This window comes from Bacillota bacterium (assembly GCA_013178305.1).
GTDB lineage: Bacteria > Bacillota > Sulfobacillia > JABLXB01 > JABLXB01 > JABLXB01.
This window is the reverse complement of sequence record JABLXB010000003.1, coordinates 1-14908: the sequence shown is the minus strand read 5'-3', so window position 1 is coordinate 14908 and position 14908 is coordinate 1. Positions and strand designations below refer to the sequence as shown.

The following is a 14908-nucleotide window of genomic DNA, read 5'->3' as shown; positions in this document are numbered from 1 at the left end:
CATAATCCGGAGCGTGGGGATGATGAGCACACAAATCCGGGTCGCGTTCGTTTCAACCTATCCTCCGCGCCAGTGCGGGATCGCGACGTTCACGCGAGACCTGCGGCTCGGATTGCAGGAGGTTTACGAACAGCACGGCGCCGCCCACACCAACCTGCAGGTGGTGGCCATCGACAGCTCGCACTACAAGTACGACTACCCGCCGGAGGTACACCTCACGATCCACGAACAGAAGCGGGCCGACTACCGCGAGGCGGCGGACCTCATCAACCTCTCGCCCATCGACGTGGTGTTGCTCCAGCACGAATACGGCATATTCGGCGGTGAGGACGGCAACCACGTAATCCACCTCCTGAGCGCTCTCAAGAAGCCGATCGTGACGACCCTTCACAACGTGCTGGAGAAGCCGAGTCCCGGCCAGAGGGAGACCCTGAAGACGATATGCGCGCTATCCACGTTCGTCGTCGTTCAGGCAGAGCGGGCGGTCGAAATGCTGGCGCGCGTGTTCGACGTCCCGCGGCGGAAGATCGTCATGATCCACCACGGCGCCCCGGACGTGCCGTTCCTCGACCCGGCGTACTTCAAGGACGAATGCGGCGCGGAAGGAAGGCCGCTCGTGTTCACCTTCGGGCTGCTCAGCCCCAACAAGGGTATCGAATACGCCATTCGCTCGGTATCCACCGTAGTGCGGCAGTTCCCGGACGTCATGTACATAGTCCTGGGCGTCACTCATCCCGAGGTACGGCGGCGGTTCGGCGACGTATACCGCCTCAGCCTCGAACAGCTCGTGAGGGAGAAAGGCCTCGAGGGCAACGTTTCGTTCCACGACAGGTTCGTCACGAACGAGCAGCTGGTCAAGTTCCTGGTGGCATCCGACGTGTACGTGACCCCGTACCTGTCAAAGGAGCAGATCACTTCAGGAACGCTCTCCTACGCCATGGCGTGCGGCAAGGCAATAGTCTCCACCCCATACTGGCACGCCGAGGAACTCCTGTCCGAGGGTCGCGGGATGCTGGTCCCGTTCAGGAACTCCGACGCCCTGGCGGAGAAGCTCGTGATGCTCCTCGGTAACCAGAACCTCCGCGACCGCATCCGGAAGCAGGCGTACCAGTATGGGCGACAGATGATATGGCCGCAAGTAGCGGCGAGGTACCTCGCTGTGTTCCAGAATGCCGTCGCCGAGTACGCCGCCATGGCGTCCGACGTGACGTGGGTAACGGCATCGGGCCCGTCGCCGTTACTCGACATCAACCTCAATCACCTCAAGACGCTCACGGATGACGTGGGGTTACTGCAGCACGCGTTCTTCACGACGCCCGACAGGATCCACGGGTACTGCACGGACGACAACGCCAGGGCGCTGATAGCCACGATCATGAACTGGCACCTCCTCAACGAGGAGAGCGTCCTGGCGCTGATGCAGGTGTACCTCGCTTTCGTTAACCATGCCATCGACTGGCACACGGGTAGCGTGAGGAATTTCATGTCGTACGAGCGCAGGTGGCTGGAGGAGGCCGGCTCCGAGGACTGCCACGGTAGGACGGCCTGGGCGCTCGGACACTGCGTCGCGCTGGCGCCGAACGACTCCATACTGGGCCTCAGCACGCGGCTGTTCAACAGGATCCTCGGGCGCTGCTCCACCATGACCTCACCACGGGCGTGCGCGCACCTCGTCCTGGGCTGCCTCGAGTACCTGAAGAGGTTCGGGGGCGACCGAGACGCGAGGGAGGTTGCGTACAGCCACGCCCGCCGCCTGCACGAGATGCTTCAGGCGAACACCACGGCGGGGTGGCACTGGTTCGAGGATATTGTGGCTTACGATAACGCGCGCCTCTCGCAGGCGCTGATCGTGGCGGGCAACCGGTTCGCCGATCAGGCACTGCTTCAGGCGGGCCTCACATCCCTCGAGTGGCTGCTCGAGCTGCAGAGCGACCCGAACGACGGCCACCTGTCGCCGGTCGGGACCGCCGGCTGGTACCAGAAGGGCAAGGAGAGAGCGCGCTTCGACCAGCAGCCCATAGAGGTTTCCGCCCTGGTCGACGCATGTTACGAGGCGTACTTCGCCACCGACGACGAGCGGTGGCTCGAGAACATGCAGAGGTGCTTCGACTGGTTCATGGGGCGGAACGACGTGCGTGAGGTGCTGTACGATTTCGCCAGCGGCGGCTGCCACGACGGGCTGCACCCCTCCGGGGTGAATGGCAACGAGGGGGCGGAGTCAACCGTGAGCTGGCTCATGGCGCTCCACCGCATGCACCAGGTGCAGCATCAGAAGCTGATACGCCAGGCCGCGACACCCGAGGCAGACAGGGAGGCAGCCGCGAACTAACGCAGCTGCCTTGCATAGCGTGGTGTCTGCGCGGCCGGTGTCTGCAGCCCGGACTTCACGGCCGGCCGTAGCTATCCTCCAGCCTGACTATGTCATCCAGGTCGGCAGTGGAGACCTCCAGGAAAGTGACGTTCGTAACGGCTGTAACCCTGTGAACCACTCCCGGCGGCAGGTCTACTATGCGGGGCGGCTTGACGTCCAGCTGGCGGCCGTCTATCTCCATTCGCGCCTCGCCCTCGACGAACAGCATCGTCTCGTGCTTCTTCCTGTGGTACTGCAGGCTGAGCGAGTGTCCCGCCTTCACCTGGAGGATCTTCCCCGCGAACTGGCCGGTGACGCTCCACCATATCTCCCTGCCCCACGGCTTCTCCACGAACCGGCAGCATCCCGAGAGCGCATCGCACACGTCGCTCAACGCCACCTTCCCCGCCCCTTCCGGCGAGGACGACTGGTACCTCCCGAGGCCCCGCGCCTGCATCTCGGCCAATAACTCCTTCAGGTCGGCCGCGCGGTCCTTTGTGGTCACCAGCACCGCGTCAGGCGTGTCCACGACTACCGCACCATCGAGGCCGAACGTCGCCACCAGCCTGCCCGTAGCGTGGGACCCGATGATCGAGTTCGTGGTCGAAACCGGCAGGGCGTTACCCGTCACCTGGTTGCCGGCGTCGTCGAGGGACAACACCCTCTCGAGGGCAGTCCAGCTCCCGACGTCGTCCCATTCAAATGACGCGGGCACGACCCAGACGTTGGTGGCGCGCTCCATGACACCATAATCGATCGAGACCTTCCTGAGCGAGGGGAAGCAGGACGCCATGGCAGCCTCCACGTCCCCGTCTCCCCCGCCGATCGCTTCCTCAACCGGCCTGATTCCTGCGGCGATCTCGGGGATGCATTCTTCAATCGCCCCGCGTATCGCCCCGACCGTCCAGACGAACATGCCGCTGTTCCACAGATACCGGCCGGACGCAAGGTATTCCCGCGCTCGCTCGAGCAACGGCTTCTCGACGAATCGCTCGACCCGGATGGGGTGCGCCGCGGCGCTCGCGCCACCGCCCGCCCCGGCAGCCGGCTCACGTGCAGCCTCACCCGCAGCCTCGCTCAACTGGATGTAACCGTACCCCGTTTCCGGCCTTGTGGGCCTGATGCCTATCGTGACCAGGCCACCCGTATCTTTGGCCGTCTGAATGGCGGCCCGGATCGTCCCGGTGAACCCGTCATCATCCCTGATGAAGTGATCGGACGGTAACACGACCATGACGCCATCCGGATCGACGGCCCGTATGCGGGCGGCGGCGATGGCGATACAGGGCGCCGTGTCCCTTCCCACCGGCTCGCAGATCACGTTTCCCTGGGGCACGCCGGGGACCTGCTGGCGCACGAGCGCGAAGTGCGCCCGGCCCGTGACGATGAAGACGTTGCCCGGAGGAGTGATGAGTCTCGCGCGGCGCACCGCTTCCTGGAGAAGGGTCGCTTCACCGAAGAAGTTGAGGAACTGCTTGGGCCTATCCGTCCTGCTCAGCGGCCAGAACCGCTCACCCGACCCGCCGGCCATGATGACTGCGTAAACGCCTATGCCGGTAGCCCCCTTCCTGAGATCGGGGGATGACTTGAACACCGCTCCTCGATTCTCCTGCCGTGATTACTTCCAGCGGGTCAAAATCGTCTCGCGCTGGAACAACGATACGGCGGCGCGGAACATGAAGCAACCCACCACCAGCAGCACGGCGCACGCCGCGAGGACGGTAACCGGACCGATCAGCACCTTCCCCAACCCCAGTCCGATGGAGAGGATGACGACGGGTATCACCAGCATAGCGCCCAGTTGTTGCGCTGCCCTGGGGTCGTTGACACGGGAGGAAACGATGAGCTCGAGCATGGCGGCGTCGAAAGACAGGATGGACCCCATCACAAGGATGATCAGCAGCCAGGTCGGCGAGGCGACCACGGGCATTATCCATGGGCCTATCACGAGCCAGGCCGCAACCAGGAACAGGCCGTAAGCCCCCCAGGTGCTCGCCAGGCCGGGGATGATCCCCGCCAGCGCCTTGCCGAGCATGAACTCGGAGTCGGTGATGGGGGTCGCCAGCAGCGGTTCCAGGCTGCGGTTGGTCTTCTCCCCGACCACGCTGTACGCCAGTATCGACGTCGGCGCGATGAGCGGGATGAACAGGTACATCGTCATCATCTGCGACACCAGCGCCTGCTGCATGCGCGGGTCCGCGGTCTTCGACAGCGCCTCACGGAACGCCATCAGCTGAATGCCGATGAACAGTACCGGCGGGATGACTATCGACGACAGGACGAGCCAGTTTCGCAAGGCCTCTTCCCATTCCTTCCTGATAATGGCCGCGATCCTCACCGCTCGTCCCCCCCAATCAGCCTCAAGTACACGTCTTCAAGGGTGAAGCGCTCCTCGTCGACGAACTGTATGCGCCCGCCCGCCTCAACGACCGCTTTGATGACGTCGGGGTTGTGACGCTCGGGGTCCGCCACGTCGAGGGTGAGCGTCCGGTTCGAAGCCGACACACCCCGCACGTGGGGCAGGCGGCGCACCACGTCCTCGACGTCAGTCGCGCGGGAGTCGAGCCTCATCACCACACGCCTTCCGAACAGCTCGCGCCGGAGATTCTCGGCGGTGTCGAAGCGTATCAGGCGCTGCCTGACGATGGCTAACCTGTCGCTGAGCCTCTCGGCCTCCTCCAGGTTGTGCGTGCACACGAGCATGGTCTTCCCCGCGGCCCTCATGTCGCGGATCATCTCGCGCACCGTTCTCGCCGATTCCGGGTCCAGCCCGGACGTGGGTTCGTCGAGCAGGACGACCCTCGGTTCGTGCAGTAGCGCCCTCGCGATGGCGAGCTTCTGCTTCATCCCCTTTGAGAACGTCCCGACCGGGGATGACGCGCTTTCCTTGAGACCCATCATCTCGAGTAGCCGGCCTATGCGCTCCCGCCTGGCCGGCGCGGGCATCTCGTACATCTGGGCATAGAACTCGAGGTTCCTCCAGGCGCTGAGCCTGTCGTAGAAACCGGGCGTCTCGGTGAGGATCCCGGTAACCGACCTGATCCGCCGGTCGTCGACCCCAGTCCTGTATCCCGCGACGTACGCCTCACCCTTGGAAGGCGCTATCAGAGCCGCCAGCATGCGGATTGTCGTCGTCTTGCCGGCGCCGTTCGGCCCAAGGATCCCGAGCACTTCTCCCTCGCCGACCTCCAGGTTGAGGTCGTCCACGGCGACTTTCGTGCCGAAACGCTTCGACAGGTTGACCGTCTTGATCAAGTTGTTTTCCCCCCTGCAATCCCCTTTGGCGAGGGGTGAACGGATCCCTCTATTAGAGTCCCCAGGATTCCAGACATGCCAATTGACCGGCCCCCGCATCGCGTGGTACTATCTGTTGCAAGCGGCCGGCAAACCGGCGCGCCAACCGGATAAGTGAAGGGGAGTAACTCGCCGCGGTTCGCCGTGGCCCTGTCGCCCGTCAGCACGGTGGACCCCCACCCGGGTGATTGTAAGTCGAGAGTGAGACCTTCATCCAGGATGACGTGGATGGAGGTCCTTTTAATTGGTCAACAATAGTCGTGGCGCGGGCCAGGGGGGTGCGGTGATGTTATCCGCGGGCGCGGGGCGAGGTTCGGTCGTCGCCGTAGGCGGAGACGATTTTGTAGACCTCACGGGCCTCACGAAAGCGCAGGCAAAGGAGCTGCTCGAGAAGATCGGCCCGAACGAGCTCAGGCCGGAGCCGTCCAGGGGCATCCTGCTGAGATTCGCAGAGCAGTTGAAGCAGGTCCTGGTGATAATGCTCCTCGCGGCGGCCATCATCTCGGCCGCAGCCGGGGAGTGGCTGGATTTCGCCGCGATCCTCGCGATCGTGGTCATCAACGCGGCGATCGGAGTGCTGCAGGAATACCGCGCCGAGAAAGCGTTGCAGGCGCTCAAGCGGCTCGCCGCGCCCGTAGCCAGGGTCTTGAGAGACGGGGCGTGGACGGCAGTACCCGCCCGTGACCTCGTACCCGGAGACGTCGTGTCGCTCGAGGCCGGCGACCGCGTCCCTGCCGACCTGATCCTCCTGGAATCGGCCAACCTGCGGGTCGACGAATCCATCCTCACGGGCGAGTCGGTACCAGTTGAAAAGATGCCGGCCGCCGGCTCTCGCGCCGGAGGTGATTCGGCCCTGTACGCCACCACCACCGTGGTATACGGCCGCGGCAAGGGGCGGGTCGACCTCACGGGGATGGACACCCGCGTCGGTAGACTCGCGGCTACGCTATCGTCTGCGCCGGACGAGGAGCCCCCGTTGAAGCGGAAACTCGAGCAAATGGGCAAGAACCTCGGCATCGCTGCGGTCGTACTCATCGGACTGACGTTCGTGGCCGGCATCCTGCGGGGAGAACCCTCCCTCGAAATGCTGCTGGCGGCGGTCAGTCTCGGCGTCGCTGCCATACCCGAGGGTCTCCCGGCGATCGTCACGATCGTCCTGGCGATCGGGACCCAGAGGATGAGCGCGAGGCGGGCGATCGTGAGGAGGCTCGCCGCGGTCGAGACGCTTGGCTCGGTGACGGTCATATGCACGGACAAGACAGGCACGCTAACGCGAAACGAGATGAGCGTAACCGAACTCCTCGCAGGTGGCAGGAAATACGTTGTGACCGGCGGGGGTTACGACCCGTTGGGTGAGGTCATCCCTGTGGACGTGGACGGCATCCCCATGCCCCCTGCGCCGCTGACCGCGCCACGCGGCGCCAGCGGGCCTGATGGCCTGCGCGGTCCCCTGGAGGCGCTCCTCGCGGGCGGGGTTCTGGCCAGCGACGCCGAGCTGCAGCAGGGCGAGAGCGGCTGGGAGATCGTCGGAGACCCGACTGAGGGCGCCCTGGTGGTCGTCGCCGCGAAGGCGGGGCTGGGGCGCGAGTCCCTCGCCCCAGTATATCCGAGAGTTGACGAGATCCCGTTCGACTCAGCGAGGAAGATGATGAGCACGATCCACCGGTACGCTCCGGCTGACGGCCAGGCGTCTCACGTCACGCTGACGAAGGGCGCGCCCTCGATCGTACTCGAGCGATGCTCGCACGCCTGGATGGACGGGGGTGTCGTACCGCTCACCGCAGAAGTACGATCGCAGATCGCCGCCGCGTCACAGGACATGGCACAGCGGGCATTGAGAGTGCTCGCGCTGGGTTACCACCGATTCGACCACAGGCCCGAACCGGCCGGCGAGGTCATTGAAGAGGGGCTCACCTTCGTGGGTCTGTGGGGGATGATCGACCCGCCGAGGCCCGAATCCAGGAAGGCCGTGGAGGACTGCCGCGCGGCGTGTGTTCGCCCGGTCATGATTACTGGAGACCAGGCGCCGACCGCGATGGCAATAGCGCACTCGGTCGGGATAGCCACCGGCGGGATGCCGCCTGTTTCCGGGGCGGAGATAGACCGGTCCAGCGACGACCGGCTCGCAGAGATGGTGAAGCGCAGCAGCGTCTTCGCCGAGGTCTCGCCCGAGCACAAGTCCCGGATCGTACATGCCCTGAAACGGGGCGGCGAGGTCGTGGCGATGACCGGAGACGGGGTGAACGACGCCCCCGCCCTGAAGTGGGCGGATATCGGGATATCCATGGGCCTGAAAGGAACCGACGTGGCGAAGGAAGCCTCCGACCTGATACTGGCCGACGACAACTTCGCCACGATCGTCGCCGCCGTTGAAGAAGGGCGGATCGTCTACTCCAACATCGTCAAGGCGATACGTTACCTCCTTTCGTGCAATTCCGGGGAATTGGTCACGGTGACGGGCGCCATCCTGGCGGGGCTCGGCTCACCCCTGTCCCCCATACAGATCCTGTGGGTGAACCTGGTGACGGACGCGGGTCCGGCGATCGCCCTGGGTATGGATCGTTCAGAGGCCGGCGTGCTGCGGTTCTCGCGGCCCAACCCGAGAGATAATCTGCTTTCCGCCGGCATGACCGTGCGGTTGCTGGCAGAGGGTCTCCTCATAGGCGGGCTGGGGCTGGGCGGGTACTGGTTCGCGCTGGCGCGGGGCGGTCGCGATTATGCGAGGACGGTTTGCTTCCTGGTGCTCGCGCTGAGCCAGATGTTCCACGCTCAGAACTGCCGCTCCCCGCGCCGCTCACTGCTGGGGATGGGACTTTTCCGCAGCAGGCCCGTCAACCTGGCGCTGCTGGCTTCGTTAGTCCTGCAAGGGCTGGCGGTATTCAGCCCGCTACGCCGCGCTTTCGGCGCCGTGCCGCTCGCGGCCGGCGACCTCGCGGTGGTGGTGCTCGCGGCGGCCTCCGTTATCCCCCTGGGCGAGCTGCTGAAGGCCGCGCTCAGGCGGCGCACAGCGAGCGCGTGACTACGGCGGGTATTTAAACGTTCCGGGCACATCGTCCCCCCTAAAATCGCCGTTCCTCAACGAATTAGCGTTACAGGAGGGATAATTCATGAAGAAGACGATCTCGATAATCCTGGCGATAAGCGTGGTACTGACGGTGGCCGCCCATGCCGCGGCTGCCCAAAAGATCGTGAGGACCGGCTTCGCCGACTAATAACCCTGAGGTCTCAACGCACCGCTGAATCACCATAGACTGAGGTCGAGGTGCCGGAGCGTAGTCAAAGACCGCAACGTGCGTCGTCGCGGTTCTTCATTCCCGTAGGCCATGAGCCTCATGAACAAAACGAGGCAACCCCGGGCCTCAGGGCTGCCTCAGCGTAGATTACCCTAGCGTGCTACCAGCGCTTTTTCGGGCGCTCAGTCCGTTCCCTGGCCTCGTTTACTACGATCTGCCGGCCGCCGAGTTCGGCTCCGTTGAAGCTCGAAACGGCGAGCTCCGCCTTGTCGTCAGGAACCTCGACGAAACCGAAACCGCGCGATCTTCCGGTCTCCCTATCGGTCACAACACGAGCCGAAACGACTTCGATAACGGAGGCAAAAGCTGCGGCAAGATCCTGGTCTCCACACGAGAACGGCAGGTTGCCAACATAAAGGGTCTTGGTCATCTTCTCAGTCCTCCACTTGACACTTGCGGTAGTTTACAATCATACAAGGACTGGAAGATGCAGGGCCCGCTGCACGTCAACCATGTTCCTTCTAGATTGCCTTACCAGTATATCACAGCTGTCGCCCAAAAGCACCGCCCACTTTGCTGAGCGTCTCCTGAAGCGTTGCCCAGAGCGCGGGAGGGGAGCAGGCAATCCGCGGTGAAGATCACAACGCGAGAGGCATCGCTGATGAGGAGGTTCCCGGTGATCATCGTTGGAGGTAGGATAAACACGTCGCTTCCAGGGATAGACCGGATGGTTGATTCCAGGGATTCGAAGTCCATAGCAGATCTCGCCATTTACCAACGCGATCTCGGTGCCTGTGCCATAGGAGTAAATGCGGGGACCAGGGTCGACAGCGAGGAAAAGGACGTGGCCTGGCTGGTCAAGACCGTCCAGCAGTCCACCCGGCTCCCGGTGTGGATAGACACGCCGAACCCGGTCGCAATGGAATCGGGGTTACTTGCGTACGACGATTCGTGTGGCCCACCTTTCGTCGACTCAGCAACGGCGGAACCTGATAGGCTCCGTGCCATGACGGCCCTTGCGAGCAGGTACGACGCTTTCCTGGTGGGGCTAATGCTCGACGAAAGCGGGGTCCCCCCTACCCCCGATGCAAGGGTGTCAGCAGGGGCGAAGATCGTAGAGCATGCCCTATCCGCCGGTATTCCCGCAGAGCGGATCTTCCTTGACCCACTTGTCATGCCGATCGGAACTGACCGCAAGAATATCCTCACATTCAGGGACACCCTGTTGCTCGCGAAAGCAAAATTGGGCATGCGTATATCCTGCGCTCCCGACAACGTGTCGTTCGGCTTGCCTGCAACGGGCCTCGTGGATCAGACGTTGACCGTGATGTGCGTGACGTGGGGAGCCGACCTGCTGTTGCTTGAACTGGACGAGCAAATGACCGCGGCTGTTCGCGCGTCGGCGATGCTGCTGGGCAGGGATGAGCACTGCAGACACTTCCTGAAGGGGTTCAGGGCCGGGCTCTACCGGGGATTCCACTGAGGACGCCCGCCGGCCCCGGCATGGGGTGGTTTCGCCCGCTGGCTCCAGAAATGCCAAGGCAGCCCCGGGCCCTGGGGGCTGCCTCAGGTGCGCTATCTCAGATTTGCTACCAGCGCCTGCTCGGGCGCTCGCTCCGTTCCCTGGCCTCGTTTACTACGATCTGCCGACCGCCCAAGTCCGTTCCGTTGAAACTCGAAACGGTGGCTTCCACCTTATCGGCAGGTATCTCAACGAATCCGAAACCACGTGACCTACCGGTCTCCCTGTCTGTCACCACGCGGGCAGAAACGACCTCAACAGCGGAACCGAAAGCTGCCGCGAGGTCTCGATCCTCGCACGTAAACGGTAGGTTGCCAACATAAAGGGTCTTTGTCATCTTCTCAGTCCTCCTGCTCTCGGTTGGAGCGATTTACAATCGGAAAAGGACTGGGAGATGCAAGGCCCTCTGCGCTTCAACCATTTCCTTCTAGGATTGCGTGTTAAGCATATCACGGATTACTACGAAAGCAAGCAAATGTTTCGGGCCATCCAGCCAACCCCATCGTGCTTGACCCATATGGTGACTCCATCCTTGATTAACGCTGCGGCCCTTGCTCAGGAGTTATGACTTTCGACATAGCAGTTACTCCTCGTGGTCTCTTACACAAATTGAACCATTCGGGTGACTGAAATGACGATTTCGTAATCGAGTATGGCAATTTCGATCGGTCTCGGTAATGAACCATCAGGCTACTATTCCTGACCATCATAAAACCCATTTCCATACCCCAAGTATTACCTCAGCAGCCCCTGCCTTCGCAGTCCCTCCCGAAAAACCTCCAGGTACTCGTCCTTCTCATCAAGCCAGTATCTCCGAGCGGGTGCGCCTTCCTTGCCGGGTCGGTAGTCGAAGTCTGCGTATGACCACCACACCGCCGCCTTGATTTCGGGGTAATCGGGCAGGACCATGAACATGTCTCGAATCCATTGTGCTTTGTCGCCCCCAACTGAACTACTGGCAAACTCGCCAATCAGCCAGGGGAACCGGCCATACAACGCCCTGTACTCTGCTACAAGCGGATCGTAGATCTGGCGAAAAGAGGCCCAGTTTTCTCCCGTAACCGAATGGTAGTAATCGCCCGTGTTGTAGCCGGTTAGCCCGATCAGGTGCACGTGGCCATTCCCAGGATAATAGCAGACTTCGTGATTCCAGTTCATGGGGGGGAAGCTTCGACCGTTGGGATTGAAGACCCAGATCGCGTTGTCGACCCCTTCCTCGTCAAAGATCCTGTAGACCCGTTGCCAGACCTTAATGTAGATGTCTGGATCGTTCAGTGTACACACCCCACTGTACTGAGACCAGTCCGTATTCATCTCGTTGTTGAGACGGAACAGGAACGGGTGCCCAAAGGCCTTCGCGCTGCGGGCAAACTTCCGGATTGCCTCGTCGAGCCGGCCGTCCAGAAGATCGAAATTGGCATTCCTGACGTTGGCGTTCCCATTGTCAAACGTTGCCACCTGCATCGTGAGCTCAACCACCTGGCCACGATTGAACGCCTTTTGCATTCCTTCGGTGGGAAAGTCGTCACCTGTATAAAGGTAGTGGAGGATAATCGGGAAATTGAAGCCCAGTCTGTCCTCAATGGAGGCTATCCTCTGGTATTCCTCCGGTTTCGTGAGAGCCCAGGGGGAGAAGATGCCCCACATGAACTGCTTGCCATTGGCTATGCGGTCATAGAGCGCTTGCGTTTCCGCATTCCACTTGCCAGGAACCGGGTGCAGGTCCAGGTTGAACCGTTCGGTGCCCCTGGGCTCGATTAACGTAAAAGACTCCAGGACCCCGAAAATCGTGGAACGTTGCGTGGCCAGAGAACTGGTCCTGAAGAAAAGAGCGTGGAAGTCCTGCCGACGTGGGGCTAAGACGTATGCCAGGAGGTATTCGTTCTGAGTCTCCGGGCTACCGGCGCCGGCATCACGTCGAAAACTGATGATTCGAGTACGGTGCCCGCCGATAACCAGCCAGGTATCATCGATGAGGTGAATACCATTGACCTGCCGGTAGCCCGCGTAGTCTTCTCGGGCGATGAAGCGGTTTGGGTAATCCCTGAGGTACATCTCCACATCCTCGTACGGGGAGTGTTCCCTGGAGATCTTGATATCCAGCGTGGAGCTGGACGCCCGGACATAGGCCGGTGAATAACGGAAATCCATCTCCATGTCTTCCGGCATGTCTACCTGATACCCGGCCGGATAGTTCACCAGGCGCTTACCGCTCGCGAGCCGCCTGATGACTTTCACGTCTCGACTGAAGTCTGGGTTGCCCGACGCAAGCAGCATGCCATCCTGGTAGATCAGCACTTCGCCGGTGGTATCCGACCCCATAAAGCCGGCGCCGGCGAACGTCGCGGCAATCGCATGGTCCGGTTGTGGCGGAGACCAGCCCGAAATGCTGAGCGCAACCACAGCCACGACCATGATACAGGACTTCGTCACGGTTCTGTTCATCACATGAACGATACTAACACGCTGCAACCGGCCTTGCCAGTGGGTTCCTGTCGCGAGAACGTTACGCCGGAAAGATCATCGAAGACAGTCGCAGGGCGGTTTGGAGTAAGTCAATTCCCCATCCAGAGGAGTTCGACTTCATCTTGCGCTCGTAGTTCGGGGTCGCCGGTGACCAGCACCGCGCCCAGTTGCCTGGCAAGACCCATCGCAAAGCAGTCAGCGTACGACATCCGGTACAGCGCCTTGTAGTGCGCCGCCTGGAGCGTCAGTTCGCGGGAAGCGTTCACTTGCCTGATTGGAAGGCCGTCGATGGTCGCCAGCGCTATCTGAGCAGCCTGGACCGACTCCTCTCGCTCTATGATGTAAAGGACCTCGCCCAGGTTGACCACGCACATGCTGAGGAGGATCTCCCCGCGCTTCACTTTTTCCAGGAGACCCAACACGACCACGCCCCCGGGCTCGCCCTGCAGCCCATCGCGGGCAAGGGGGTGGCAGTGCGGTTCAGCATGGAGACGGCCATAATCGTGGCCGCGCAGTATGCGAGATTAATGGGGTAAGAAGCATGACGCCCGCGCTGCTATTCGGCACTCTACTGGTTCTCCTTCTACTGAACATCCCGATTGGAGTGGCCCTGGGGCTTGCCTCGATAACGGCCCTGGTGTTCGGCGCCATTTCGGGGTCCAATCCCGCAACGGTGGCAGCTATCGGCGGGATCATGATCCCGGCTATGGTGAAAGCCGGTTATCCGAGGGATTTCGCCGCCGCGGTGGCTGCGGCGGGGGGGGACGCTCGGCGTCATCATACCCCCGAGTATCCCGATGGTGACCTACGGGGTGGTGGCCAGCGTCTCGATAGCCATTCTGTTCCTCGCGGGGTTCATCCCGGGAATCGTGATGGCGCTATCCCTCATTGCGATCATCTGGGTCTCCGCCCAGGATGAAACTGCCAACCGGCGAGCCCACGAGTCTCGGGGTGTTTGCGAAAGCATTCAAGGACGCCATCCTCGCTCTGGTGATGCCGGTCATCATACTTGGCGGCATCTACGGGGGCGTCTTCACGCCGGCAAAAGGTTCGTGGCATTTAGACTGGGCGGGAATCCCTGCGGTCAAAATGGTTCGGCAGCACCACAGCAGGTTCCTGCAGAGGCAAATGTTGACTCTGGCACAGTTGGGGCCACCGCCCCCCGGCCGCACGGGACAGTTGCTGCCAACTCCTGCAAGCGTATAATACAATTGAGAGCGACAAGTGAAGAGGGTCGTGACCACTGGGGGAGCTCCTGGGAGCTGAGAAAAGGGATTGAATCTCCCTTGACCCCTGGACCTGATCTGGATAATGCCAGCGCAGGAAAGTGGTGACCGATTTGCGCCAGGGCCGCTTCTTTCCGGACGTTTTCGGCGGAAGCGGTTCCCTTTTTTGGTGGTTCGCCCGGAGACACCGGGGAACGTGTCGGTTAACCATTGGAAAAACTGGAGGAGGGGTCGGAATGAACCGGTAGCCAGAGTCGTCCTGGGCAAGCCGGTGGCAGCCCTGGCCTACGTGATCCCCTTCAGCCTGTCGAGCGCCGTTGGCGCCGGCCTTGGGCTCGTCCTGGTTGTGGCGCTGCACAGCACGGGCTTCATGCGGGCGGCTGCCGGCAGGAGCACCCGAAAAACCGGAGCGGACAACACATGACCCGGCGGGCAAGATTCTGGGGGGCCAGCGTCGAATACGGCTTGCGCGAGCCCGGCAACGGGCCTTTGGAATTCATGGCCAGGAACGGCGACAGGAGCCACTATCCCCAGTTTCCGCACACCAGCACCGAAGGCCGTCACATCAACCTCCAGGTCCCTGTGCACCACACTAACATCCCCGCGGGCGCAGTTGCCCGGGTTTCACGCCAGCCGGGTCCCGCCGAGCGAGCTCTTCGCCTTCTGGCAGGCGACTTCCAGCTTGCAGTCGAAGAGACTCGACAGCGCATGAAGCGAAATGCTGTGGGGAGAGGGTGTTGAAATGGGACCCGTGAACCCTGTCAGAGTCAGGTTTCTCGGCAGTGGGGATGCGTTCGGCAGCGGAGGGCGCCTGCCC

Annotated in this window: 12 protein-coding genes and 1 riboswitch; of the genes, 5 read left to right on the top strand and 7 right to left on the bottom strand. The window is 62.2% G+C overall.

The window, feature by feature from the left end; all coding sequences use genetic code 11:
• Nucleotides 1–22 precede the first annotated feature (22 nt).
• Nucleotides 23–2329, top strand: coding sequence for a glycosyltransferase (locus HPY55_07795; protein ID NPV70528.1), 2307 nt, complete (start codon nt 23–25; stop codon nt 2327–2329).
• 55 nt (nt 2330–2384) lie between these two features.
• Here the strand turns inward: HPY55_07795 and HPY55_07790 are convergent, their stop codons facing one another.
• From HPY55_07790 to HPY55_07780, 3 genes are read right to left on the bottom strand one after another with little or no spacing between them, the layout of a single operon-like run.
• Nucleotides 2385–3944: an NTP transferase domain-containing protein gene (locus HPY55_07790; GenBank protein NPV70527.1), complete on the bottom strand. Its 1560-nt coding sequence runs from the start codon at nt 3942–3944 to the stop codon at nt 2385–2387.
• Between the two features lie 24 nt (nt 3945–3968).
• Nucleotides 3969–4688, bottom strand: coding sequence for an ABC transporter permease subunit (locus HPY55_07785; GenBank protein ID NPV70526.1), 720 nt, complete (start codon nt 4686–4688; stop codon nt 3969–3971).
• Complete coding sequence (locus HPY55_07780) at nt 4685–5704, bottom strand: ABC transporter ATP-binding protein (protein NPV70525.1); 1020 nt, start codon at nt 5702–5704, stop codon at nt 4685–4687. Before HPY55_07780 ends, HPY55_07785 begins: the two co-directional genes overlap by 4 nt.
• A gap of 226 nt (nt 5705–5930) precedes the next feature.
• Between HPY55_07780 and HPY55_07775 the strand changes: the two genes are divergently transcribed.
• The gene (locus HPY55_07775; GenBank protein NPV70524.1) at nt 5931–8663 is read left to right on the top strand and encodes a cation-translocating P-type ATPase; all 2733 of its coding nucleotides are present in this window, start codon (nt 5931–5933) and stop codon (nt 8661–8663) included.
• Between the two features lie 374 nt (nt 8664–9037).
• Here HPY55_07775 and HPY55_07770 read toward each other — a convergent pair whose 3' ends face one another.
• Nucleotides 9038–9307 (bottom strand): RNA-binding protein, encoded by a 270-nt coding sequence (locus HPY55_07770; GenBank protein NPV70523.1) that lies wholly within the window; start codon nt 9305–9307, stop codon nt 9038–9040.
• 201 nt (nt 9308–9508) lie between these two features.
• Here HPY55_07770 and HPY55_07765 point away from each other — a divergent pair, with 201 nt between their 5' ends.
• Entirely contained in the window at nt 9509–10360 is an 852-nt protein-coding gene (locus HPY55_07765; GenBank protein NPV70522.1) for a dihydropteroate synthase, read from the top strand.
• Nucleotides 10361–10466: 106 nt separating this feature from the next.
• On the opposite strand, the gene HPY55_07760 is transcribed toward HPY55_07765, so the two are convergent.
• The 3 genes from HPY55_07760 to HPY55_07750 form a co-directional block, all read right to left on the bottom strand.
• Complete coding sequence (locus HPY55_07760) at nt 10467–10736, bottom strand: RNA-binding protein (protein ID NPV70521.1); 270 nt, start codon at nt 10734–10736, stop codon at nt 10467–10469.
• Nucleotides 10737–11134: 398 nt separating this feature from the next.
• Nucleotides 11135–12832 carry a hypothetical protein gene (locus HPY55_07755; protein NPV70520.1) on the bottom strand — a complete coding sequence of 566 codons (1698 nt, stop codon included), beginning with the start codon at nt 12830–12832 and terminating at the stop codon, nt 11135–11137.
• Nucleotides 12833–12954: 122 nt separating this feature from the next.
• Nucleotides 12955–13287, bottom strand: a complete 333-nt coding sequence (locus HPY55_07750) for a type II toxin-antitoxin system VapC family toxin (protein NPV70519.1) — start codon at nt 13285–13287, stop codon at nt 12955–12957.
• Nucleotides 13288–13406: 119 nt separating this feature from the next.
• On the opposite strand from HPY55_07750, the gene HPY55_07745 reads away from it, so the two are divergent.
• Both HPY55_07745 and HPY55_07740 read left to right on the top strand, forming a co-directional pair.
• Complete coding sequence (locus HPY55_07745) at nt 13407–13784, top strand: TRAP transporter large permease subunit (protein ID NPV70518.1); 378 nt, start codon at nt 13407–13409, stop codon at nt 13782–13784.
• A 316-nt stretch (nt 13785–14100) separates the two neighbouring features.
• Nucleotides 14101–14208: riboswitch (TPP riboswitch) on the top strand.
• A 79-nt stretch (nt 14209–14287) separates the two neighbouring features.
• Nucleotides 14288–14515 (top strand): hypothetical protein, encoded by a 228-nt coding sequence (locus HPY55_07740; GenBank protein ID NPV70517.1) that lies wholly within the window; start codon nt 14288–14290, stop codon nt 14513–14515.
• The last annotated feature ends 393 nt before the right edge of the window (nt 14516–14908 follow it).